The 25,055-nt window shown below is 27.1% G+C and carries 24 protein-coding genes and 1 pseudogene; 18 read left to right on the forward strand and 7 right to left on the reverse strand.

Annotation, left to right across the window (positions count from 1 at the left end):
* Window positions 1–165: 165 nt before the first annotated feature.
* Window positions 166–1,266: a DNA polymerase III subunit gamma/tau gene (locus tag E0D94_RS04025; RefSeq protein WP_130806018.1), complete on the reverse strand. Its 1,101-nt coding sequence runs from the start codon at window positions 1,264–1,266 to the stop codon at window positions 166–168.
* A gap of 361 nt (window positions 1,267–1,627) precedes the next feature.
* The gene (locus tag E0D94_RS04030; RefSeq protein WP_130806019.1) at window positions 1,628–2,182 is read right to left on the reverse strand and encodes a helix-turn-helix domain-containing protein; all 555 of its coding nucleotides are present in this window, start codon (window positions 2,180–2,182) and stop codon (window positions 1,628–1,630) included.
* A gap of 254 nt (window positions 2,183–2,436) precedes the next feature.
* On the opposite strand from E0D94_RS04030, the gene E0D94_RS04035 reads away from it, so the two are divergent.
* From E0D94_RS04035 to E0D94_RS04080, 11 genes are all read left to right on the forward strand, one after another.
* Window positions 2,437–2,745 (forward strand): hypothetical protein, encoded by a 309-nt coding sequence (locus tag E0D94_RS04035; RefSeq protein ID WP_130806020.1) that lies wholly within the window; start codon window positions 2,437–2,439, stop codon window positions 2,743–2,745.
* Window positions 2,746–3,159: 414 nt separating this feature from the next.
* Entirely contained in the window at window positions 3,160–3,387 is a 228-nt protein-coding gene (locus tag E0D94_RS04040) for a helix-turn-helix domain-containing protein (protein ID WP_130806021.1), read from the forward strand.
* Window positions 3,380–5,371: a site-specific DNA-methyltransferase gene (locus E0D94_RS04045; protein WP_130806022.1), complete on the forward strand. Its 1,992-nt coding sequence runs from the start codon at window positions 3,380–3,382 to the stop codon at window positions 5,369–5,371. The genes E0D94_RS04040 and E0D94_RS04045 overlap by 8 nt, the downstream gene beginning before the upstream one ends.
* A 1-nt stretch (window position 5,372) precedes the next feature.
* On the forward strand, window positions 5,373–8,360 hold the full coding sequence (locus E0D94_RS04050; RefSeq protein ID WP_130806023.1) for a type III restriction-modification system endonuclease: 2,988 nt from the start codon (window positions 5,373–5,375) through the stop codon (window positions 8,358–8,360).
* Between the two features lie 25 nt (window positions 8,361–8,385).
* Window positions 8,386–9,837 (forward strand): hypothetical protein, encoded by a 1,452-nt coding sequence (locus tag E0D94_RS04055; RefSeq protein ID WP_130806024.1) that lies wholly within the window; start codon window positions 8,386–8,388, stop codon window positions 9,835–9,837.
* 73 nt (window positions 9,838–9,910) lie between these two features.
* A complete protein-coding gene (locus tag E0D94_RS04060; protein ID WP_130806025.1) occupies window positions 9,911–11,299 on the forward strand; it encodes an ATP-dependent nuclease in 1,389 nt (462 codons plus the stop codon).
* Window positions 11,300–11,797: 498 nt separating this feature from the next.
* The gene (locus E0D94_RS15015) at window positions 11,798–12,496 is read left to right on the forward strand and encodes an AlbA family DNA-binding domain-containing protein (RefSeq protein WP_242620476.1); all 699 of its coding nucleotides are present in this window, start codon (window positions 11,798–11,800) and stop codon (window positions 12,494–12,496) included.
* 35 nt (window positions 12,497–12,531) lie between these two features.
* Entirely contained in the window at window positions 12,532–13,017 is a 486-nt protein-coding gene (locus tag E0D94_RS15020; protein ID WP_242620477.1) for a Fic family protein, read from the forward strand.
* A 243-nt stretch (window positions 13,018–13,260) separates the two neighbouring features.
* The gene (locus E0D94_RS04070) at window positions 13,261–13,440 is read left to right on the forward strand and encodes a hypothetical protein (protein WP_130806026.1); all 180 of its coding nucleotides are present in this window, start codon (window positions 13,261–13,263) and stop codon (window positions 13,438–13,440) included.
* Between the two features lie 126 nt (window positions 13,441–13,566).
* Entirely contained in the window at window positions 13,567–13,998 is a 432-nt protein-coding gene (locus tag E0D94_RS04075; protein WP_130806027.1) for a DUF2871 domain-containing protein, read from the forward strand.
* A gap of 101 nt (window positions 13,999–14,099) precedes the next feature.
* Complete coding sequence (locus E0D94_RS04080; protein WP_130806028.1) at window positions 14,100–15,083, forward strand: D-cysteine desulfhydrase family protein; 984 nt, start codon at window positions 14,100–14,102, stop codon at window positions 15,081–15,083.
* 224 nt (window positions 15,084–15,307) lie between these two features.
* Here the strand turns inward: E0D94_RS04080 and E0D94_RS04090 are convergent, their stop codons facing one another.
* From E0D94_RS04090 to E0D94_RS15075, 3 genes are all read right to left on the reverse strand, one after another.
* Window positions 15,308–15,886 (reverse strand): methyltransferase domain-containing protein, encoded by a 579-nt coding sequence (locus E0D94_RS04090; RefSeq protein WP_207289627.1) that lies wholly within the window; start codon window positions 15,884–15,886, stop codon window positions 15,308–15,310.
* 92 nt (window positions 15,887–15,978) lie between these two features.
* The gene (locus E0D94_RS04095; protein WP_341274569.1) at window positions 15,979–17,181 is read right to left on the reverse strand and encodes an FAD-dependent oxidoreductase; all 1,203 of its coding nucleotides are present in this window, start codon (window positions 17,179–17,181) and stop codon (window positions 15,979–15,981) included.
* A 15-nt stretch (window positions 17,182–17,196) separates the two neighbouring features.
* A complete protein-coding gene (locus E0D94_RS15075) occupies window positions 17,197–17,322 on the reverse strand; it encodes a hypothetical protein (RefSeq protein ID WP_278044677.1) in 126 nt (41 codons plus the stop codon).
* Window positions 17,323–17,484: 162 nt separating this feature from the next.
* Here E0D94_RS15075 and E0D94_RS04100 point away from each other — a divergent pair.
* Together E0D94_RS04100 and E0D94_RS04105 are read left to right on the forward strand one after the other, a co-directional pair.
* Window positions 17,485–17,610 (forward strand): annotated as a pseudogene (locus E0D94_RS04100) (Rieske 2Fe-2S domain-containing protein); the annotation flags it as partial.
* Between the two features lie 146 nt (window positions 17,611–17,756).
* The gene (locus E0D94_RS04105) at window positions 17,757–18,806 is read left to right on the forward strand and encodes a hypothetical protein (protein WP_130806031.1); all 1,050 of its coding nucleotides are present in this window, start codon (window positions 17,757–17,759) and stop codon (window positions 18,804–18,806) included.
* Between the two features lie 48 nt (window positions 18,807–18,854).
* Here the strand turns inward: E0D94_RS04105 and sfsA are convergent, their stop codons facing one another.
* Both sfsA and E0D94_RS04115 read right to left on the reverse strand, forming a co-directional pair.
* Window positions 18,855–19,550 carry a DNA/RNA nuclease SfsA gene (sfsA, locus tag E0D94_RS04110; RefSeq protein ID WP_130806032.1) on the reverse strand — a complete coding sequence of 232 codons (696 nt, stop codon included), beginning with the start codon at window positions 19,548–19,550 and terminating at the stop codon, window positions 18,855–18,857.
* Between the two features lie 27 nt (window positions 19,551–19,577).
* A complete protein-coding gene (locus tag E0D94_RS04115; RefSeq protein WP_130806033.1) occupies window positions 19,578–20,159 on the reverse strand; it encodes a rhomboid family intramembrane serine protease in 582 nt (193 codons plus the stop codon).
* A 301-nt stretch (window positions 20,160–20,460) separates the two neighbouring features.
* Here E0D94_RS04115 and E0D94_RS04120 point away from each other — a divergent pair, with 301 nt between their 5' ends.
* The 5 genes from E0D94_RS04120 (at window position 20,461) to E0D94_RS04140 (ending at window position 24,959) form a co-directional block, all read left to right on the forward strand.
* Entirely contained in the window at window positions 20,461–21,252 is a 792-nt protein-coding gene (locus E0D94_RS04120) for an EFR1 family ferrodoxin (protein WP_130807340.1), read from the forward strand.
* Between the two features lie 216 nt (window positions 21,253–21,468).
* Window positions 21,469–21,942 carry a DUF2975 domain-containing protein gene (locus E0D94_RS04125; protein WP_130806034.1) on the forward strand — a complete coding sequence of 158 codons (474 nt, stop codon included), beginning with the start codon at window positions 21,469–21,471 and terminating at the stop codon, window positions 21,940–21,942.
* A 35-nt stretch (window positions 21,943–21,977) separates the two neighbouring features.
* Window positions 21,978–22,163 carry a helix-turn-helix domain-containing protein gene (locus tag E0D94_RS04130; protein WP_130807341.1) on the forward strand — a complete coding sequence of 62 codons (186 nt, stop codon included), beginning with the start codon at window positions 21,978–21,980 and terminating at the stop codon, window positions 22,161–22,163.
* Window positions 22,164–22,322: 159 nt separating this feature from the next.
* Window positions 22,323–22,748 (forward strand): universal stress protein, encoded by a 426-nt coding sequence (locus tag E0D94_RS04135; RefSeq protein WP_130806035.1) that lies wholly within the window; start codon window positions 22,323–22,325, stop codon window positions 22,746–22,748.
* A 156-nt stretch (window positions 22,749–22,904) separates the two neighbouring features.
* Window positions 22,905–24,959, forward strand: a complete 2,055-nt coding sequence (locus E0D94_RS04140; protein WP_130806036.1) for a methyl-accepting chemotaxis protein — start codon at window positions 22,905–22,907, stop codon at window positions 24,957–24,959.
* Window positions 24,960–25,055 lie beyond the last annotated feature (96 nt).

Here is a 25,055-nt window from a genome sequence, read left to right on the forward strand (position 1 = left end):
TATTTATGAATATTTTGAGTTTATATTATATAAAAGAAGTAAAAATAATAGATTATAAATTATAGTAATTGAGCCTGTAAAATAATTTGTTTTTAAAGCCAAAAATATACTATTTACATTTCCTTAAATTAAATATCAGTATATAAATTTATAAGTAGAGTTATTTTAAAAGAAATTATTTTTTAAAATTGTTATTATTCTATTCTTTATTTTTTGCCAATCGCTCATACTTTTAAACTGTTTTATATCGAAGTATTGCGATAGTACTATATATAAAGGTTTCATTGTATATTTATTTATTTTATATACGATATTTTTTTCATAGTTAGGTTCTTTTTCTTTTTTACAAATAATATAATCTAAAAAATTACTTCCATTAAGATCATAGTGTAAAAAATTTCTAAGTATTTGACACTCTTTTTTTAATTCTGAATCGTATTCTATTATTATGTTGCTAAGTTCCCCATTAAATTTTTTATCAATTATTTCAAATCCGTCTTTTAAATGTTTTTGTATATTTTTAAGATTATCCATAATTTCATCAGTTTTTATAGATATTAAACGAACAGCTATATACTTACTTAAATAGTTCTCATCACTACTAAATTTTGTTGCTTTTTGTAACCATAGGCAAAAGGTGACCTCTTGCAACATAATTAAAAGTCTGGTTTTAATTATGTTGTTTTTTGTTCCTCCATTAAATAATTGAGAATGATGAATATCTTTCATTTGATAATCTTGTTCATCTACATACTCAAGAATTGGAGTATTTTCTAATGTTCTTAATTTGTATGTGGACAAATCATATATTATATTTGCAAATTCACGAATTGTACTACCAATGGTTTTGTAAAATTCAAAAACACTATGTTCGCTTGATTTTGAATTTAAAAGGTCAGTGTCTAAATATACGTATTGATGAAATATCGTGCTTCCAACCAAAAAGCCATCTTCTACATATAAACCAATATTATCAATGTCGTCTCCAAACTGAAGAATAGAGTTATCAACGATATCTTTGTATATTTTTTCATTTTTTCCTTTTTTATTGTACTGTTTAATTTTATGCCTAATTACTTTAATATTGTTATCTAATGAGACTTGTTTATTAAAAAGGTCTTTGTTTATCTGATAAATAATTAAGCAAGAATCTCGGCCTATAGAATGTATGGGTAGCTGATTGAATTTTTTATTATCTCTTAATCTAATTAAATAGTAGATACCACACAAATCATAATATGCAGTTTCATAAGCATAGTTTTTCATTTTCATCCTCCAGTTAAGAAATCTATAATAATTATACTGCTAGATATATATTCATTCATGTGAAAAGTGAAATCTTATTTAGAATAGCGGATTTACTTTTATGGTAAAGTTAAAATAAAACGAGATTTAAATTCAGGAAATATCCATGAAATAAATTCAAAAGCAATATCTTTGAATATACTAGTGTATAACAATATTGTCTGATTTAGAGATAATGAATTGAATTTCTTTTTTCAATCTATTACTTAAGTTTTAATGTATATCGTTTAAGAGGGCTTTATTTTTAAACGTGTAGAATTATACACGGTTAAAATTTAAGTTATTGAATTAATAGGTTTTAATTTCCTGAAATTAAAGGGAATTAAATATAATGGTATAACTTATATTTCTCTTCAAAGTGATATTTATAATTTTTCTCCTTATTCATTATAGTAGGTTTGTAGTTATTAGATGTACTTCCAGGAAAATTGGCTTTCCAATCTTGGTATTCTTCTAAAGTAATTTCTTCATTATCATAAGCATCTCTCATTTTCTTCCAAGCAGTTAAAAAGCTTGTCATAGATGCAGCAGCTGCATCTTGAAAATGCATTACATATTCAGTTTTAGTATAGGTGTTTCCCTTTTTGCCAGTATATTCAATATCAACTTCTTCTATCTTTAATGGATAAGTAGTATCTAGTTTAAATAAGCTATACATAGCTTCTTCTAAACTTTCAGGAAATCCCCCTGTTTCTAAGTATAAATCTTTTATATCTAAAGACTCTGCTAATTCTTTTTGTAAATCTTCTCTTGGAGTTCTCGCTCCACTTTCATATTGTCTAATTCTGACATCATTTAATCCTACTTTAGCTCCTAGCTTTGCCTGGGTATATCCTCTTAAACTTCTAAAAAACTTTAATATTGATCCAAAATTCATAAGTAGAGTAACTTTTTTGTTATATTATACCATCAGTAAAAATTAAAGGCAAAGACCTTTAAACTTCTTAAGAATATTTTACCCAAATATACCTACCTGTAGAATGTCATAAAAGCAGAATAGAAGAATCAATTTATTATAATGAAGACTATTCTAATGGTCTTTTAAAAGAAGAATATGAAAGATAAGTAAATTATGATTTTGAACAAGCTATAGCTCAGGCTGTATCTATTTATAAATCAAATAAGTATGATATGAATATATCAATTCATTTAGCAAAAGCATTAGATATAGAACAAGAAAAGTTTAAATATATAAATCCAGATGTAGAGGATCTAAGATATTTCCTAGAAGAATATAAACCTAGGACACTACTTCCACATATAACATGTTTCAGAGAATTAACTATGGCTGGATTTACTCTCAAATCAAAATCCTTTACTGAGATTATGGGAAACTACTTCACAGAATGGAAAGCAGTTAGACTTCCAAAAACTAAAAGAATAAAACCAAATGGAATATCTATACCAGTAAAAATTTATTATGAGAGAGAAATAGATTAAAATATTTTGTAACTTTGTAACTTGTAACCAAGAATTTAAAACTCTTAGAGTAGGATAATTAGCTAAAAAAGACACAAGATAAAGACCTGTAAATAGAGCTCTTTGAGTAAGACTCTAAAATATAATAAGTCCTCCCCTAGCACTTTTGAAAAGTAGGTTACAAGTTACAATACTATATTAGCAAGCACAGGAAGTGAGTACTCACTTCCGAAATTTGTTTATTTAAAACTAGAAGTTTAAATTTATAAATTGCTTGTTGGGGAGTATCCCCAATCCCCTAAAATAATTATAGTGAACTAATTTAAAATACACAAAAATAAATTAAATAAAAGTTTATAGGTGGTAGTGGAAATAATAGTTAAATATATGATACAATAGCTTTAGATATCTAAAGAAGAAATACGGGAGGCACTTATGGCTTTTTCATATAATAACTTATGGAAACTACTAGAAAAGAAGGATATGACAAAAGAAGATTTAAAAAAAGCTACTGGAATGTCTAGCGCAACAATAGCAAAACTAAGTAAAAATGAAAATATAAACATGAAGAGTTTAGAAAAGATTTGTGAAGTTCTGGAATGTAATATTGAAGATATAATTGAGTATATAAGGGTAGATGAGAGGAGCTTAAAATATGATTAAGAACCAGATACAAAGTAATGAAAATAAAAAAATAAATAGTTATGAAATAGAAAAACTAAAAAAAAATTTCCCTAATTATTTTGATAAAGATGCAAACTTTTTAATTGATAAATTTAAGAAGATGTTAATAGAAGAAGAGATTGATATAGAAAAAGAGGGATATGAACTTAGCTTTTTAGGCAAAAACTATGCAAAACTTCAAACCTCTTTAGAAACGGAAACAGTAGTAGTTCCAGATTTACAACATAATCTTAAAGATGATAATATTAATTCTGAGAATATGTACATAGTAGGAGATAATATAGATGCAATCAAACATTTATTAAATTCTTATTCTAATAAAATTAAATGTATCTACATTGATCCACCATATAACACTGGAAGTGGTGATTTTGTATATTCAGATAATTTTAAATTTACAAAAGAAAATTTGGCCAAATCCATAGGAATAGAAGAAGATGAAGCAGAAAGAATTTTAAGTTTAGCAGGAAAAAGTACTCATTCTGCTTGGATGACTTTTATGTATCCAAGATTGATGTTGGCAAGAGATTTATTGACCGATGATGGAGTTGTTTTTATATCTATAGACGATAATGAAATGACAAATTTAAAATTGATTTGTGATGAAATATTTGGTGAGGAAAATTTCATTGCACAAATTATAGTTCAGTCTAATAAGCGTGGACAGACTTATAAGGACATTGCAAAAACGCATGAATATATTCTTGTCTATGCTAAAAGTTCTGCTACAAAAATTGCTCAACTAAATGGTAATGGTGAAGGGTTCTCTATGCAGGATAATATTGGAGGATTTAGTGAGCGAGAGCTAAGAAATAGGAATCCTAAGTTCGGTAAATTTAATAGACCTAATTTATTTTATCCAATTTATGTGAATTCCAATGAAAAAGATAAGAATGGATACTACCCTGTATCCCTTGAAAAAGATGAGCATTTTAGTGTTGAAGTACTTCCATTAAATAGCAAGGGTGAAGAGAGCTGTTGGAGATGGGGGAAGGATAGATTAATTGCAAATTCTGATAAAATAACAATGGAAAACAACGTAGTAGGGAAATTAAAAAGAACAGGTGAATTCGGAGTGTATGAAAAATATAGGAATCCTAAAGTAACTTCAAAAACTATATGGTTTGATAATGAGTTGTATAGTTCTAATCGGGGTGTTTGGGATGAAAAGGAAGTAATTTATGAAAAAGGATCTGTACAACTAAGAGAAATTGGTCTCTCAGATTATTTTTCGTTTCCTAAACCGTTAGATTTATTAAAAAAGTGTATTCAATTAGGTACTGGCTTTAATGACGATGAGATTGTTTTAGATTTCTTCTCAGGCTCTGCTACAACAGCACATGCAACAATGAAACTAAATTCAGAAGATAATGGCAATAGAAAATATATTATGGTTCAATTGCCAGAAGGAATAGATAAGGACAAGGCTGCTTATAAAGCAGGATATAGAACAATAGATGAAATCGGTAGAGCACGCATAGAAAAGGCAGCTGAAAAGATAAAAAAAGAAACTAAGGCGGATGTAGACTATGGCTATAAATTATATAATTTAAAAAAGCCTGAAGATAAAACTTTAGATAAAATAATAGAGTTTGATCCCCATGAGAATTTTATTTATGATGATATGACAGAGTTATTTGACTTTAATGGTGTAGGAGGTAGAGAAACTATATTATATACTTGGCTAAACATGGATGGATATGGTTTAACATCAAATCCAGAAAAAATTAAATTATATCAATATAAAGCAGATATATATAAAGACACACTTTATATAATAGATCCAGGTTTAACCTCACAAGATGCAATGGAACTGATAAAGAAAATAGAAAAAGATGAAATTAATCTATCTAGAATAGTAATATATCCTTATTCCGTGGTGTTTAATGTGATTCATGAGTTAAAGAAGAATATGAAAAGCTTAAAAAATGGAAAAACTATTAGCTTGATTGAGAGGTATTAAGATGAACATAAAGTTAAAAATATTACCACATCAAACAGAAGCTTTAAATGCCGTAACTAAAGTTTTAAAAGATGTGAGAATAACTTCTAACAATCCAATCTATCAAAATCCAATAATAGATATAAATGACGATAAAATATCCTATAATGTCGAGGAAATATGGGAAGGAGAGGCAGAATATCGAGATAAGGAAAATGATATTATAAAAAAGCTTCCTTCAATTTCTAAAGAGATGAGAAAAAGAGAAAATGAAAATGTATTGGGTATAGATGCAAAATTAGAGACTGGGACGGGTAAAACCTACATATACACTAGATTAATGCATGAATTAAATGAATTGTATGGTTTTAATAAATTTTTAATATTTGTTCCATCATCACCTATAAAAGAAGGCACTAAAAGTTTTATAGAATCTGAATACTCTAAGAGACATTTCAATGACTTGTACCCTGGTAAGGATATAAAATTAGAAGTTTTAAATGCACAGAAAAGAAGTAGAGCTGGAAGAAAAATGTTTCCGACAGCCATATCAAGTTTCGTTAGAGGTACTAGACTAGAAAGAAATAAGATAAACACATTACTTATGACTGACAAGATGTTTATATCTAAAACCACAATGGAAAAAGATGACTATGATCAAACTTTATTTGGTGAATTTACACAACCCTATAAGGCTTTAGAGGAGACAAGACCCATAGTAATAATCGATGAGCCTCATAGATTTAAAAAACAAAATGTGGCATATAAAAGGATAATAGAAAAACTAAATCCTCAGATGGTAATAAGATTTGGAGCAACATTTCCAGAATTACCAAAGAAAAAAGGTAAAGATTATAATAATTTAGTATATGATTTAGGAGCTGTGGATGCTTTCAATGAAAATTTAGTAAAAGGTGTAGAGGTACAAACTTTAAAACCAGAATTGGAAGATGATAATAAAATTAAAATTTTAGACATAAGTTTAAATCCTAAGAAATGTAGAATTAGAAACGAAAAAACTAAAAAAACATTTGAAATGGTTAAAAGTGATAATCTTTCAATGATAGATGATAGTTTTAAGGGGATAGAAATAGAAGAAATACAGAAGATAGAAGGAAAAAAATCAATTACATTATCTAATGGTCATATACTAGGTGAAGGGGATATATTATTTTCCTCAGTTTATGGACAAACATTTCAAGACTTAATGGTTAAAAGATCTTTAGATAATCATTTTGCACAGGAGAAAGAAAATTTTTTAACCGTAAGAAAGATAAAGACATTAACTCTATATTTTATAGACAGTATATACTCCTACAGAGGAGAAGAAAATGATGGTAATTTAAAACTTTCTTTTGAAGAACAATTAAGCAATAAGATAAAAAAAGAAATAAATAAAATAAATGAAACAAAAAATCCTAATACAAGGCTTTTGGAATATAGAGAGTATTTAGAAGCATCCTTAAATGATATAAAGAAAACAAATGGTGGATATTTTTCTGAAGATAACTCAACTAAAGATGAAGATATAGAAAATGAAGTAAATAAAATACTAAGAGATAAAAATTCTTTATTATCATTTAAAGATGAAAATGATAATTGGAATACTATGAGGTTTATATTTTCTAAATGGACTCTTAGAGAGGGCTGGGACAATCCAAATGTATTCCAAATTGTAAAATTAAGATCAAGTGGTAGTGAAATAAGCAAGTTACAAGAAGTGGGAAGAGGTCTAAGGCTACCAGTAGATGAACTAGGTAATAGATTGTCGGAAGAACAATTTTATCTTAGATATTTAATTGATTTTACAGAAAAAGACTTTGCAGAAAGATTGGTAAAAGAAATAAATAAAGATGCGGACGTTTCTAAGAATATTAAAGGGTTACTTTCTAAAGTATCCAAGTCAAGAAGAATTACTGAAGAAGAGCTATTTATAGATTTACTACAAAAGGGATATGTTGATATTGACAAAAACATTAAAGAGGATAAATATAATGAATTGATATCAGAATATCCTGAGTTCAATAAGGGCTTATATCAAGACAAAGTTAGAAATGTTAATAAAGATAAAAAATCAAAAGTGAAAATAAGACCAAAAAGATTTGATGAAATAAAAGAATTATGGGAAAGTATAAATCAAAAATATTATTTAAAATTAGATGAAATAAATCGTGAGGAGCTATTTAAAGTTGCTTTAAATATTTTTAAAAGTAATATCTATAAACAAGAGTCAATTTTAATTGAATCTAAAAGAACCAAAGCTTTAGACACTCATATTGAAATAAGAGAAAATATAGAAGATGTTTATCTAGTTGAAAACATTATACCTTATAATGAATTCTTAAAGAATATATATAAAAACACAGGATTGTCTATAAATATAATCCATAAGGCATTAATTAAATTTAATCAAGAAAATAAAATACCTAAAGATTTTTTCAATATGAATACATTGAAAAATTTTATTGTCAAATTTGAAAATTGGTTGGAAGACTCATTCGTAAAAAGATTTAGTTATAAAAAATTGGGCATAAGACCAAAAGAAACTGCATTAACAGATATAAATGGAGATATGAAAGAATCTATAGTACAAGGGAATATAGGTATTATGAAAGATTCTAAAAGTTTAGTACCAGAAAAGTTTTTATTTGACAGTTTTGTATATGATTCAGATAAAGAGAGAGAGACCATAAGGAAAAGTATTATAGATGAAATAGTTGTATTTGGGAAAATACCTAGAAATAGCATAAGGGTTCCATTATACTTTGGTGGAACTACGAGTCCAGATTTTATGTATGTTTTAAAGAAACAGAGCGGAGAATATATTGTCAATTTCATAGTAGAGACAAAAGGTGTAGATAAAGAAAAAGATAAAAGAGGAAGAGAAGATTTAAAGATAGAATCAGCTAGAGTGTTTTTTAATACAATGAAAGAAGATGGGCTAGACATAGTATTTGAAGAACAATTAAATAAAGATGATATAGTAAATATGATTAAAAAGTTGGTTTAGAATAATGATATAAGGGGTGATGCAAATGAAAATTAGTGATATTTTCAAGTTAGAAAAAACGCAATATGAGTTAGATTTTGTTGATATTAATACTGAGGTAGATACTCCTTTATTTTTAGACCCTTACTTTATTTCAAAACAACAATTTCCATTTGCCCAAAGATCATATACTACATTAAAAAGCTATTTTAATTATTTATTATCACTTCTGCGTAAACAAAGAATTAAAGAAGCAAAAGAGCTATTTAGTCATTTAGGTGAAAGTAATGAAATCTGTTTAGGAATGTCAAAAGGTAAGCCATCAGGAAAAGGCATGGGAGAAACAGATGGAGAAAGAATATTTAGTAATTTGATTAAGAGTAAGGCCTATGAAACAGGTCTAATGGAAGATATTGAAGATTTTAGAATATTTGTACCAAACGTTGACAAGGATAAAGTTTCTGATATGACCACAAATATAATAAAAAAACACTTAATAGAATATACACAAGAACAATGTAAGATTTGGGATATCAAGCTTACTTGTGGAGTACCGTCAGGACATTTCTGGGAAGAAAAACAAAAGGTTTGGGAAGATGAATATACTGATATGTTAGTAATTGATGGTAGAAAAATTTTATTGGTCCCTAAGCGTATAGTCTCCTATTCGAAAGAATACACACATGAAAAATATAAACAGCATTTTGTATTGAATTTTCTTCAAAATGAACATCTAAGGTTACAAACAGGTTTAGTTAAAGAACGAAAAGATAAATTTAAAACAAAATATGTTACTAAAAAGAGTGTAGAAGAATATGAAGGTAAATTTAATCTATTAGATAAAAAATGGTTAGCAGATTTTACTTTAGAGCATCCTGAAGTTTTTGCTGAATTTAAATACAAAGCAATTAATAAAATTCAAAGTTTTGAAAATGAAGAATTATGCAAAGAAGAATTAGGAAATATTACCAATTACTTAATATCAAGGTTAAAATCTATACCACCTGGGGCTGAAAATGCTAATATCTATCATAAGACCGTTTTAGGTATTATGGAGTTATTATTTTACCCATATTTAGCTAATCCTAAAATAGAGCAAGAAATACATGATGGCAGAAAAAGAATTGATATAACTTTTGATAATTGCGCAGAAAGTGGATTCTTTTTTAGACTATCTACAACGTATGATATACCTTCAAATTTTATAATTATTGAGTGCAAAAATTATAGCAAAGATTTAAAAAACCCGGAATTAGATCAATTATCTGGAAGATTTAGCGCAAATAGAGGTAAGTTTGGAATATCTGTTTGTAGAACTATTGAGAATATGGACTTGTTTATCAATCGTTGCATCGATACATATAAAGATGGTAGAGGATTGATTATACCTATTATAGACAGTGATTTGATAGAAATGTTAGAAAACTATTCGTCATCAGGCAAACATTCTTGGGAAAAATTTTTTCAAGATAAATTTCATGAAATAGGAATTAGATGAGAAATAGCAAACTTTTAAAGTTATAATATAAAATAGGAAGGACTAAATATATAACAGATAGGAGTATAATTAGATGATAAAAGAATTATCAATAAGTGGTTTCAGAGGATTTGGTAAAGAACAAAAGATAAATTTTTCTTTGCCTAATGGAGAATTAGGTAGTGGAATAAGTTTTTTTGTTGGTTCAAATAATTCTGGTAAAACAACAATATTAGAAGCATTAAGATTTTTTAATTTAGATAATAATAATAGTCCTAGCATAGCTGAGAGGAAAAGGAATATAAAGACAAATAGTAAAGTAAATATAGTATTAACTGATGAAAAAGGAGACATATATCGTATAATTAGCGATCAACATGGAGGCAGTGTTACAAGTATGCATAAGAATAATGATGAAGAGGAGCACTTTGAAGGTCTAAAGATATTTGTCCTTCAGTCTAGGAGATTTGTTGAGTATGAGTTTCATCGAAATGAGAGTGATCGTTATGATTATATGCGCAATCTACAAATGAATATGCATAATAGAACTTCTGGGTTAAATGACTTTAGCTCTAGATTATTTAGTATGCATAAAAAGAAAAAAGAATTTGATCCACTATTAAAGGAAATATTAGGGCATAATTTAGATTGGACTATTGAACAAAATGATAATGGGACATACTATTTAAAGCTTGTAGTTAACGGGTGCATTCATAGTAGTGAAGGACTAGGAGATGGTATTTGGAGTGTGTTTACTATATGTGACGCGTTATATGATTCTGAAGCGGGTTCTGTTATAGCTATAGATGAACCAGAATTATCATTACATCCTGCATATCAAAGAAGAACAATGGATTTGTTAAAAGAATATGCTAGAGATAGACAAGTTATTATTTCCACCCATTCGCCATATTTTATTGACTGGGAATCAATTTTAGTCGGCGCAGAATTAATTAGAACTGTAAAAAACAAAGATGGAGATATAGAAATCTATAATTTAGAAAATGATACTAAAAAAGATATTAAAAAGTTTACAAAGGATATTAATCAACCACACACTTTAGGGTTTGAGGCTAAGGAGGTTTTCTTTTTAGAAGATAATATAATTCTAGTTGAAGGTCAAGATGATGTTATATTTTATCCTAGAATAGCGGAACAATTAAATACTGAATTTAAAGGAGATTTTTTTGGATGGGGTGTAGGTGGAGCACCTAAAATGAAATATATTATTAACATTTTAAAAGATTTGGGATATGAAAAAATAAATGTTATATTAGATGGAGATAAGCCAGATGATAAAGAAGAATTAGAAGGAAAATATCCTGAGTACAATTTTTTTATTATTCCTGCTGATGATATTAGAGATAAAAAGCCTAGAAAAGAGAGTGAGGGAAAAATAGGGATAGTTGATAGTAATGGTACGATAAAATCTGAATATAGAGATAAAATGAAAGAATTGATATTAGAAATAAATAAGTTATAAAATTTTTAAAGTATTATTATGGAAAGATAGATATAAATAGTACCAAAACAGTACTAAAAACTTCTAAACAGCAAATAAACACAGATAAATTAAATAATACAAATACTACAACCGTTGAAAAATACACATCTAAAATAAAAATATTTTTATAATCATTGAGTGGGAGTAAATTATACAAACCTTGTGATGGCTTAATAAAGCTGTCTCAAGGTTTGTTTTAAACTCTGACTGTAGGTATTTTCAGAAACAAGAAAATAAAATAATATAAAGAGCAATATCCCTATGTGGTAGGATAGTTGTTTAAATAATATGAAATTGAGGATAATAATTAATATAGATTTAAAGTATTAAAATTTTAAATTGAAAAATAATAATATTAACTATAAATATTTCAAGTTTATATGAAAGATATTTTTAATTCTAATTCATCAATATATAGTATATAATATAATCAAAATACTCTTAATTGAAATAAAAGTAGATAGGAAGCTGATGATTATGAAAAGTAGAAGAATTTTAAACCTTATCAAAAATGGAGAAGGGTTAAATGTTGAGTTTAAAGAAAGTAAATCCAAATTAAATAAAGATATATTTGATTCAGTTTGTGCTTTCTTAAATCGTAATGGAGGCCACTTATTTTTAGGAGTTGACGATTATGGTAATATAGTTGGAGTTGATGAAGATTCAATTGAAAAGATAAAGAAAAACTTTATAACATCTATGAATAATCCTCTGAAAATTAGTCCAACCTTTTATTTATCTGTAAAAGAGATTGAAATTGATAAAAAGATAATCTTATATATATTTGTTCCGGAAAGTTCTCAAGTACATAGATGTAATGGGAAAATATATGATAGAAATGAAGATGGAGATATAGATATTACTGATAATACGAACCTTGTCTCTATGTTGTATATGAGAAAACAGGGTACTTATACTGAAAATACAATTTTTCCATATGTTGAAATGGATGAACTTGAATTAGATATTTTTAAGAAAGTAAGAAAATTAGCAGGTAATCAAAAGGCAAACCACCCATGGACATCAATGGAGGATATGGAAATCTTAAGAAGTGCTGGTTTGTATCTTAAAGATCCAAATACAGGGAAAGAAGGAATTACGTTGGGCGGTATTTTGATTTTTGGAAAAGAAGAATTGATTCATGCTGCTCTTCCACATCAATCTCCAATCTATTAATTCATAGGGAGTTTGCAAATCCATTTCCAGCTAAATTGATTATAGAATCAGACAGAGTATATATTGAGAATAGCAATAAGCCACATGGTAATGGGGTTATTGATCCAGAGAGTTTTTCTCCCTATCCTAAGAACCCAACAATTGCAAAGTTCTTTAAAGAAATAGGGTGGGTTGATGAGCTTGGGTCTGGCGTAAAGAATGTTTATAAATATAACAAAATATATTCAGGTGCTAATCCTAAATTTATTGAAGATGATGTGTTTAAGACTATTATTCCTTTGACCCCACAAGATACCCCACAAGATACCCCACAAGATGATGCGAGAATATCAGAAATACTAGAATTTTGTAACAATCCTAGGAGTAGGCAGGAAATTCAGGATTTGATTGGAATAAAAGATGTAAATCATTTTAGGGATAAATATTTAAAACCTCTATTAAGAGGAGGTTTGCTTAAAATGACATTACCTCAAAAGCCCACAAGTAAAAACCAAAAATATTATTCTTCTAGAATGGAGTAAGGCATTTTTAATCTTAATAGAATATAATCTAATGCTTCTATTTTGCTTCTAAAAATATGTAAAGCCAATATAATAGATATAAAACTATATAAAAACAGATACTAATATATAACTACTATAGAAATAATATATACTTATAACCAACTTGCATTATAGAGTGGGAATAGATGATAAAAACAAAGTATTTATTTCTTAATTTTAACACATACTATAAAATATAAATTTATAGTAGAGGTGAGAAGTATGGATAAGAAATATGTAGTTATAACAGATAATGAATTTTCACAACCTATGTCAAGACACAGTGCTATAAATATAGTTAAGGATTATGACGAAAAAGGTATATCAAGTCATATAGTTTCAGAAGAAGAGGCAAGTAGGATAGGAAGCCCAGAAAATTTTAATGATCCTAAATGGGAATAAAGGTAAGATGAACATAGTTTAAACATTTGATACAGTTTAAACTATGTTCATCTTTTATTTAATAATTTTTTAATAATCAAACATTAGGGTATGTATGTATTACTATATTTATGGAGGTGAAAAACAATGAACAAATATATAAAAATTGCAATATATTATGCTGTACTTGGGCTAATTTCAGGTGTTTTTTATAGAGAATTTACTAAATTCAATGGAGTAGATGGAGGTACATCTTTAGCATATTTACATGTTCATATATTAACTTTAGGAATGTTCTTTTTTATGATACTCTCTCTATTTGAATCAAAGCTTAATATGAGTAATTTTAAAGGATTTAAGTTGTTTAATATTACATATAATCTAGGTCTACATATAACTCTTGGGGTATTTATTGTAAGAGGTGTTACAGAAGTTTTAGGTTCTAATTATAGTAGGGCATTTGATAAATCTATTAGTGGAATTGCTGGAATAGGTCATATACTTCTAGCTACTGGAATCATTACAATTTTAATAATATTAAATAAATCTTCTAAAAAACTTGAAGTTTATAATCAATAATTATGAAAAGAAATCTATTGGACGAAAGCTTTTTTAAAAAGTATAATATTCATAGATTTCTTTTTTGTTTATAAATATATTTTATATAAGGAGGTTTTGTCATGGAGCATAGTAGAGTTTTGATAGCAAATTTACCAACACCTATACAAAAATTAAATAATCTAAGTGATAAATATGGTATAAATTTATATTTAAAAAGAGATGATTATACTGGAGTAGAGGTTTCTGGAAATAAAATAAGGAAACTAGAATTTGTGGTAGGTGACGCATTTGAAAAAGGATGCGATACAATTATCACAGCTGGTGCTATCCAATCAAATCACTGTAGAGCAACAGCTGCAGTTTGTGCAAAGCTTGGATTAAATTGTGAGTTAGTTATTAAGGGTGAAAAACCAGATGATTTTGAAGGAAATATTTTTATTTCTAATATGCTAGGAGCAAATATTCATTATATCACTCCAGATGTTGCAGTAGATGAAAAAATGGAAAGAATCAATAAACAAATAAGTAACAATGGTAAAAAAGGTTATATTATTCCAATTGGAGCTTCTAATGCTGTAGGTTCTTTAGGTTATGCAGAAAATATTATAGAAATTATAAAGCAAGAAAAAGAATTAGGTTTAGAATTTGATGCTATTATAGTTACTGTCGGGTCAGGTGGTACATATGCTGGACTATGGTATGCTAATGAAACTATAGAAAATCCAAAAGATATAATAGGATTTAGTGTATCGGAATCTAGTGAAAAATTCACTTCAAATGTAAAAGATATCTTATTACATATGTATAAAAGAGATGGAATTATTAAAGAAAAAATTAACGAGAATGGTATAATTATTAAAGATGAATACATAGGGGATGGATATGCATTAAGCAGATCAGAGGAAATAGAATTTATTTGTGACATGGCAAAATTAGAAGGAGTTATATTTGATCCTGTATATACAGGAAAGGCATTCAGAGGTATGATAAGTGAAATTGAAAGTGGAAATTTTGATAAGTATAAAAATATTCTATTTATTCATACTGGTGGTTTGTTAGGATGGACAAATGAACAAAGAAATATGGCAATGAAATTTAATTAGAATTAATTTAGAAAATAGGTAGTTTCATAACAAATTTGTTATGAAACTACCTATTATTTATAAGCTAAAATTTCTCCATTTCCAATATATTCTTTTATTTTTAAACCATATCCCCATTTTCTTGCATATTCATCTGTAACTTCATTTAATTTTATATCTATATTTTTAAAACCAGTATTAACTAAAATTTCTTTTATCTCTTCCAGAGATATTGCACCACCTACTCAGGTTCCATGTACATTTGGATCTTCTTTTATTTCATCTGGCAATTCTTTTTTTAATAATATATCTGAAATGCTTATTCTTCCATTAGGTTTTAATACTCTATAAATGTCACTATAAACTTGTTTTTTATCAGTTGATAAATTGATTACACAGTTTGACATAAGTAGATCTAAATAATTATCTCTTATAGGTATATACTCAATTTCACCTAATCTGAATTCTGCATTTTTAAAGCCTTTTTTATCAACTATATCTCTAGCTTTTTCAAGCATCTTGTAGTTGTTGTCAATGCCTATTACATATCCTTTTTCTCCTACTGATTTTGATGCTAAAAACACATCCATTCCTCTTCCAGAACCAAGGTCTGCTACTACTTCTCCTGTTTTAGGCTTTCCCTTTTCCTTAGGATTTCCACATCCTAGTCCTAATTGTGCTTCTTCAGGAATGTTTTTTAAATCTTCTTCACTATATCCTAAAGACTTATTTAATTTATCAATATCACCTGTTACTTTTCTTTCTTTACTTGCTATGTCATCATAAAAATCATTAATAGATTTTCTAATGTTTTTCTTATCCATAAAAATCTCCTCCTAGTAGTAAGGTTCTATTTGATTATATAAAAAATAATTGATTTAATCAATAAGTCAAAAAAGTTGCAAAGTAATTGAATTTACTTTGCAACAGAGGATGCAATATTTACTGCTTCCCAAGAGAGAGAAAATGGTGGAGAATAAGCATAATCATAATATGATAAATCTTTTGTTGTAAGACCTGAATGAATTGCTGTAGTAAATGGAAGTAAACGAAGGACAGCATCTTTTTTACCAAAAACTCTAGCTCCAAGTATTTTATAACTATTCTTTTCGTAGATAATTCTAAAATTTAATTTATAAGAATCAGGCATATATGATGGTTTATTAAGAACCTTAGATTCTGCTATACCATAATAATAACCTAGATCTTTAGCTTGAGATTCAGTGAGTCCAGTTGTTCCAAATTCCAAATCTCCTACTTTAACAGAATTGCTACCTAATGATTCATAAGAAGCAAAGAGATTTTCTTTAGACCTTGATAAGTTTATCCCTATTTGTCTACCTATTTTATTAGCACTAGTACCAAGTGGAATATATGCATCTTTTAAAAATTTATGTGGTACAGTTGCACAATCTCCTACACTCCATACATTTTCAATATTAGTACGACCATATTTATCAATTACAATAGCACCATTTTTTATTTTCTTTAGTCTTCCATTATTAAATATTTGAGTATTAGGTCTTACTCCTATAGCTAAAATTAGTGCATCTATTTTATCTTTTCTATTTGTAGTAATAATTTCTTTTACCACTTCATTTTCTGCGACTACATTTTCTAATCTTTCAGAAAAATGAATGTTTATGCCATGTCTTTCTATTTCCTTTTTAGCAGCTTCTCCAGCTTTTTTGTCATATACACCATTTAAAAGATAATCTCTTGAATGATAAAGATTTATATTTAAATGATTATATTTAGAAAGTTGTTCAGCTACTTCAACACCTATAAATCCGCCTCCTACTATAGCTATATTTTTATATTTATTTATGTTTTCCTTTAAATCCTTAGCTATATAAGGTTTAGTAACTGTATATACATTTTTAGAATCTATTTCTTTAATATCTGGAATAAAAGGTGTTGCTCCTGTTGATATTACTAATTCATTATAATCAAAGACTTTTTCTTTTAAGTTTTCTAAATCCTTTACAAAAACTTTCTTTTCATCAAAGTCCACTGATTTTACTTCATGTTTTTGGAGTAAATTAATATTATTTTCTTTTGCATCTTTTAATGTTTTTGAAAATAACTTTTCATCTATATTATCAAATATATCACCGATATAATAGGGAAGACCTCAGGCCCCAAAAGATATATAATCTTCTTTTTCTAATACTGTAATTTCTAAGTTTGGGTTTTCACGTATTGCTTTAAATGCAACACTCATGCCTCCAGCAATCCCACCTATAACAACTATTTTCATATTTATCACCTCACAAACTATTTACCCCTTAACAAGTAGACTAATCTAATAAGTGTCCTTCACAAGTTAATAGTGTTAAAATACTAAATCTCGGGTATTAACTTAATTAGAGGAAGTTTAATTATGAAGGGAAATTCCTGAAATAGACGGACTTCAACAAGAGAAATCTATCATTTAGATTTATCATGTACTCATTTAGGATGCAACCTTGGATGGAAGGATGGAGACAAAACATGGGATTGTAAATGTCATGGTTCTCGCTTTAATGCTAAAGGAGAAGTAATATAAGGACCGGCAATGAAATCTTTAAAAATAATAAGTAAGAAAGATAAAAAGTAAATTTTATCAAAGAATAGTAAGAATATATTAAACTAAATGTTATAATATATCTGACAAAGTTTTAAACTGTCTATAAATAAAAAGGGGAGTGTAAAATGACAAAAGAGTTAAAAGTAGCAATGCTTGGTTTTGGAAGTGCTGGTAAAGCATTTGCAAAATTACTGATGGATAAACATGGGGAAATATTAGACAAATATAAATGTGATGTAAAAGTAGTTGCAATAGCTACAAATAGTAAGGGGAGTATGGTAGATGAAGATGGTATTGATTTAGAGTTAGCAATATCTGATGTTAAAAATTTAAATCATTTTGATAAAAAAAGAAAAGGATATTCAAATTTAAATTCAATAGAAATTGCAGAAAAGGTAAATTATGATGTGATTATGGAATTAACACCTCTTAAAATTTTCACAGGGCAACCTGCAATAGATCATATTAAGGCAGCACTTAATAGAAAAAAACATGCAATAACTGCAAACAAAGGTCCAATTGCATGGGCATATGAAGAGTTAAGAGATTTAGCGAAAAGACAAAACAGCTTATTTTATTATGAAACAACAGTAATGGATGGAACACCTGTATTTAATCTTGTAGATGAAACTTTAGATCTTTGTAAAGTAACAGAAGTAAATGGAATATTAAACTCTACTACAAATTTCATATTAGAAGAAATAGCAAAAGGAAAAGCATATGATGATGTAATAGTAGAGGGAAAGGAAAGAGGATTTATAGAAGCAGATCCAGCTATGGATATAGAAGGTTGGGATGCCGCGGCAAAGACTGCAGTACTTTTAAATGTACTTATGGGAGCAAATATAACACCTGTTGATATAGAAAGAAAAGGAATAGAAGATATTACAGCTGAACAAATAGAATATGCAAATAAGAGAGGAAATATAATAAAACTCATATGTCATGGTTCTATAAAAAATGGCAAAGTTATTGGAAAAGTTGAACCAAAAGAAATATCACAGGATGATATATATTCAAATATAAAAGGGACTTCATCAATTGTAACTATAACTACTGATTTAATGAGAGATTTAACAATAGTAGAGCATGATCCAGAAATAGAACAAACAGCATATGGAGTATTTAGTGATCTTTTAAGAGTTATAAGATTTAACAAAATAATTGAATACTAAAGTAATAAACAAAAGGCTTTAATCCTCAAATTTGAGGGTTAAAGCCTTTTATATATTAAAGTCTATTTTAACCTGTGATCCTATAGATATACTATTTTCAGTGATAATAGAATCGTATACAAGGATTTCTACGCCTTTTTCCTTTGCAAGTTTTACCGCATCAGAAAACTTTTTATCCATCTCTTTATTTAATCTAAATACTTTTGGTCCTTTCATTTGAATTAAGAAAAATATAATTCCTCTATAGCTATTTTTAACAGCTTCAATCATTTCAAGTACATGCTTTGTTCCTCGTGAGGTTGGAGCATCAGGAAACATTGCAATATTATTATTTTCTAAAGTTACACCTTTTATTTCCATAAATCCTTTTTTATTTTCATTTTCAAAATATATATCATACCTTGAATTACCATAAGTTACTTCTCTTTTTACTAAATCTAAATTAAGTAATTCTTTTATTTTATTTTGAGTTATTGCATCATAGACAACTTTATTAGGAACTTGAGAATCCATATTTACAAGGATATCATTTTTCCAAACAGCAATCAGAGAATACTTTGTCTTCCTGTTTTTATTATGAGAACAATCCTCTAATATTATATTAGTTCCTGGCATAAGTAATTCTTTACATCTTCCAGTATTCTTAACATGTACAGTTTCTTCTTTTCCATCTATTAATACTTGTGCAATAAATCTATTTGGTCTTTTTAAAAATATTCCTTTTATAACTTTTTTATATTCCATAATTATCACCTTAAATTTAAAATTATATTATTTAATAAATACATAAGAAAGTAAATATCCTATGACAAGTCCTCCAATATGAGCTGTAACACTTATACTTGGTACAAATATTGTTAGTGCTAAATTTATTCCAAGAAGACTTAATATACTTTTTCTACCTTCTGGAGTAACCATATTTTTGTGACGATGAATTAGGTATAAAAATGCTCCAAATAATCCAAATAAACTTCCAGAAGCTCCTGCAGATAAAGTGAAAAAATCAAAGAAAAAAGTTGCTAAATTTCCTCCTATTCCTGTTAATAAGAAAAAAAGTAAATACTTTTTACTTCCCATAAGTCTTTCAATTTGAGGACCGAATATATATAAAGCATACCCATTAAAAAAGATATGCATAACTCCTATGTGAATAAAAATTGAAGTTATAAATCTATAATACTCACTATATCTTAAAATAAAAGGGGGATAGAAAGCACCATATCTTACAAGTGTTTCTGAATTTGTAGATCCACCATTTAAAGTAATAAATATAAAATAAATTATCATTATAGTTAAAAATATAAATGTTATCTTACTCTTTTTATAAAATTCTTTCATTCTCTCAATTAACATAATTATCTCCTATTTTTTATATATTAAATTTCTCTAATCGTATTATCACATAATACTTCTCAAATATCAAATATAAAACTCACTTAATAAGTGATATAATATGGTATAAAATAAAAGTTGAGAAGTAAATATGAGTAAGTCTTTTTAAATAATATATTTAAATACGTAATACATTTATATGAAACAATTAAATTTAAAAGAATCATTTTTTGAAAATAATAAATACATAGAATTTGATTTAAAAATGGAACTTATATTTTAATTTTAAAAAGGGGGATTAGTTTTGAAGAAATTAAACACAATGTATTTTAGTGCTACTGGTACGACTAAAAAATTGTTGGATGAAATAGCAGACAAGTTGTTAAAGAATATAGATATATTAAATGGAGATAGAATTGACTTTACATTACCAGATATAAGAAAAAATAGTGTTTTATTTTCTAAAAATGACATACTTTTAATAGGGGTTCCAGTATATGCAGGAAGAGTACCAAATGTACTTTTGAAATATTTAAACTCTATAAAAGGTGAAAGAAGCAAAGCTATCCCCATAGTTCTATATGGAAATAGAAATTATGATGATGCTTTAATAGAGTTAAATGATATATTAAGTAATAATGGATTTGATGTAATAGCTGCTGCAAGCTTTATAGGAGAGCACAGTTTTTCTTATACTTTAGCAAAGAATAGACCAGATGCTAGTGACTTATCTATTGCTAGAGATTTTGGAGATGAAATATATAATAAAATAAAAAACAATATAGATAAAGATCTAAATATAAAAGGAATTAATCCTTATAGAACATATTATATTCCAAAGGATGAAGTAGGAAACCCAGTAGATATAAGAAGGGTTATACCTAAAACTAATAAGACATGCATAGATTGTAAAATATGTGTGGAAATTTGCCCTATGGGTTCAATTGATTATCAAGATGTAAGTACCCTAAATGGAATATGTATAAAATGTGGGGCATGTATAAAGAGATGTCCAACTAACTCAAAATACTTTGATAATGAAGGATACTTAAGGCATAAAAGAGAACTTGAAGATGAATTTAAAGAGAGGAAATCACCTGATATTTTTATATAAATATTAAAACTTATAAAGACCTAATTGATAATAAACTCTTAATAGAATATCCTTAAATATCAATTAAAATAAAGGAGGTATAGCATAATACTGTATCTCTTTTGTTTTTTGAATTAAAAGATTATATATTATTTTAATTCATTAAATATTTATTGAATAACAATAAATAACATAGTATAATATAATGTAATAGAATAATTGAAAGGAGATTTTATTATGAAAAACAAAAAAAGAATTAGATTTTTAAATGGACTTCTTAATATTATATTAGCATTCACTATTTTACTTTTTATAATTTTAATCGTTTCTCAGTTTTATACAGAAAATAGTAGTATAAGAAATATTATTTTAGAAATATTATTAGGTTTAATATTTTATGGTGGGTATTTTATGATTACATTTACGTTGAAAAAGATTTTAAAGTCAGTAAGAGACAAAACTCCTTTTAACCTTGATAACATTATGTATTTCAAAAGAATTGGTTATTATATCTTTATTGTTGGAGTTATAGATGCTATTATAAATTATCCTAAGCCAACCAACTTAGGATTTGAAATTATGTCAACACAATATGGTTCTTTAAAGCCTATATTTTTCTTATATTTAGTTCTAAGTATTTTATCTCTTATATTAAGTGATGTATTTAGAATGGCTATGGAAATTAAAGAAGAAAATGATTTAACAGTATAGGAGGAATTGTATTGATTATTATAAATCTAGACGTAATGATGGCTAAAAGAAAGATGAGCCTTAACGAATTATCAGATAGGGTTGGTATTACAAATTCGAATTTATCAATACTCAAAAACAACAAAGCAAGAGCCATTAGATTTTCAACATTAGAAGCAATTTGCAAAGAGCTAAAATGTCAACCAGGTGATATACTTGAATATAAAGAGGCTGAGGACTAAGTGATTCTGATACAAATATATCTGATATTTAAAATAATATAGAGTTATGAATATATTCATAATTAATAGTAAATAGATGATAAATATATATTTAAAAGGGGTATCTATATAATAGAACAAGTTTCATTTAAATTATAAGGTTTTAAAGGAGGAGTAAAAATGAAGAAGATTTTAGTTGCAACAGATGGTTCAAATAATTCTAAAAAAGCATTACTTGAAGCTAAGAAATTAGCAGAAGCATTAGATGCAAAATTAGAGATACTAAGTGTAGTGCAAAATCTAATGATAACTCCTTACGTGACAGAACAATACTATAATGCAGAAATAAATGAAAGCTTAATTCAGTCAGGAGAAACTATTTTAGAAGAATCATTAAAATTATTTGATGATTTCAAAGGAGAAGTAAAAACTAAATTGAGAAAAGGAAATCCTGGAGACGAAATAATAAAAGAAGTAGAAGAAGAAAATTATGATTTAGTTGTAATGGGAAGTAGAGGACTTGGAGCTTTTTCAAGAGCAATGGTTGGAAGTGTTTCACATAAAGTTTTAAATCATGTAAAAACTAATGTGTTAATAGTTAAATAAAAATTAAATAGTAAATAAGCATAAAGTCTTAGGTCTTTAAATTAGGCCTAAGACTTTATGCTTATTTATTATCAAAATATTGAACAGATATATAATATATCGACAATAAATGATATAATATCTTATAATTCGACAAAAATATATTAAAGCTAGGAGATGTTAAAGATAAAAAAGAGAAAAACAAAAATTAAAAAAAGTTCCATAAGAACAAGTTTATTAGTAATACCTATTATAGTAATAATTATATCCATAGTTACAATAGGTGCAATTTCAAGTTATATGATTAGAAAAAGTTCAATTAGTCAGATGGAGGAAAATGGAAAGTTTTTATTGAATCAGTTTGTAAGTAGAATAGAAAATAATGCTAATTCTTTAGAAGTAATAAATGAATCAATAGAAAATGATATTAGAAAAGCTACTAAGACAATGTCAAGAAATTATGATGAATTAAGCAATGAAAAACTAACTGAAATAGCAGAAGATTTAGACATTGATGTATTAAATTATTTTAATAATGAAGCACTTGTAACATATTCTAATACATCTAAAAATATAGGGTTTCAACCTGATAGTGATGATCATCCCATACGAAAACTTATAAAAGGAAATGAAAAAGAATTAATGGAAGGCATTAGAAAGGATGCTATAAGTGGTGATCATTTTAAATTTGGAGCTTTCAAAAATCCAGATGGTTCAGTAGTTCAGGCAGGGATAAATGCAAATTACATAAATGATTTAACAGAACAATTTAGTTATCAAAAACTTATAGAAAACTTGGCTTCCACTGAAGAAATTACATATGCAGTTTTTATAGATGATAATCTAAAAGCTATTGCACATAGCAATACAGATAGAATAGGTAGTGATTTTTCAAAGGATAAAGGGGCTATTTCTGCTGTTAATAAAGAAAAAGCTTTTTCATATGAAGATGAATATGGATCAGAGAATGAGTCAGTTTACAATATAGTGTATCCAGCTGTTATAAATGGTAAAAATGTAGGTGCTGTAAAGATAGGATTTTCCATGGAAAGTGTTAACTCTGCAATCACTACTAATGTAACGACTATTGTTATAACAGGGATTATTACAATATTACTTCTAGGGTTTATATTATTCTATACATCAAATTATGCTATAAAAACTATAAACAAATTAAAATTAGAAATGAATAATATGGCAGAAGGAGATTTTACAGTTAATGACTCAAAGAATATTTCAGTTAAAAATGATGAATTTGGAGAAATATATAGTTCTGTAAATAAAATGAAATTATCTGTAAGACATATGATTGAAAATGTAATAGATAAAGCTCAAGCGTTAGCTGCTCATTCTGAAGAGTTAACAGCAACTACATATCAATCTGTAAAAGCATCTGATGAAGTATCTAAAGCTATTGAAGATATAGCTAATGGTTCTAGTGAACAAGCAGCAGATACAGAAAATGGATTTAATTCAGTTAAAGAACTTGGAGATTTAGTAAATAGTAATTCTTCACATATAAATGATTTAAATAGTTCCACTTCAAAAGTTAATATGCTTAAAGATGAAGGGTTAGAACTGATAGAAGATCTTATAGATAAGACAAATATAAATATTAAATCTTCAAAAGAGGTTCAATCAGTAATTGTAGAAACAAGTGAAAGTGCTAAAAAAATTGCAACAGCAAGTGAAATGATTAAGAATATTTCAAATCAAACGAATTTATTAGCATTAAATGCAAGTATTGAAGCTGCTAGGGCAGGTGATGCAGGAAGAGGATTTGCAGTAGTTGCAGATGAAATAAGAAAACTTGCAGAGGAATCTGAAAAATTTACTGAGGAAATTGGAAATATTATAAATGAACTTACTTCTAAATCATCTACTGCTGTAGATACAATGGAAGATGTAGGAAGGAACGTAGAATCACAAAGCATAACTGTAAATGAAACTAGTGAAAAATTTAATGGAATAGCAAGTGCTTTAAATAAAATGCAAAATGCAATAAAATTAGTAAATGGTTCTAGTGATGAAATGATTAATCAGAATAAAAATATAAGACAAATAATGGATAATCTTTCAAGTATATCACAAGGAAATGCAGCAAGTAGTCAAGAAGTTTCTGCAAGTATGGAACAACAGACAGCTGCCATTACTGAAATATCAGGTGCTAGTGAAGAACTTTCTACAATTGCAGAAGAACTTAATACATTAATAGAGAAATTTAAAATTTAATATAAATAAATTAATAAAGATGATGGTATTAAAGATATTGTTGTCTTTATTTTTTTATTTAGGGTATATAGAATATTAATTAAATAAAAAATAGAA

The sequence above is a fragment of the Senegalia massiliensis genome (genome assembly GCF_900626135.1).
In the GTDB taxonomy this organism is placed as follows: Bacteria; Bacillota; Clostridia; order Tissierellales; family SIT17; genus Anaeromonas; species Anaeromonas massiliensis.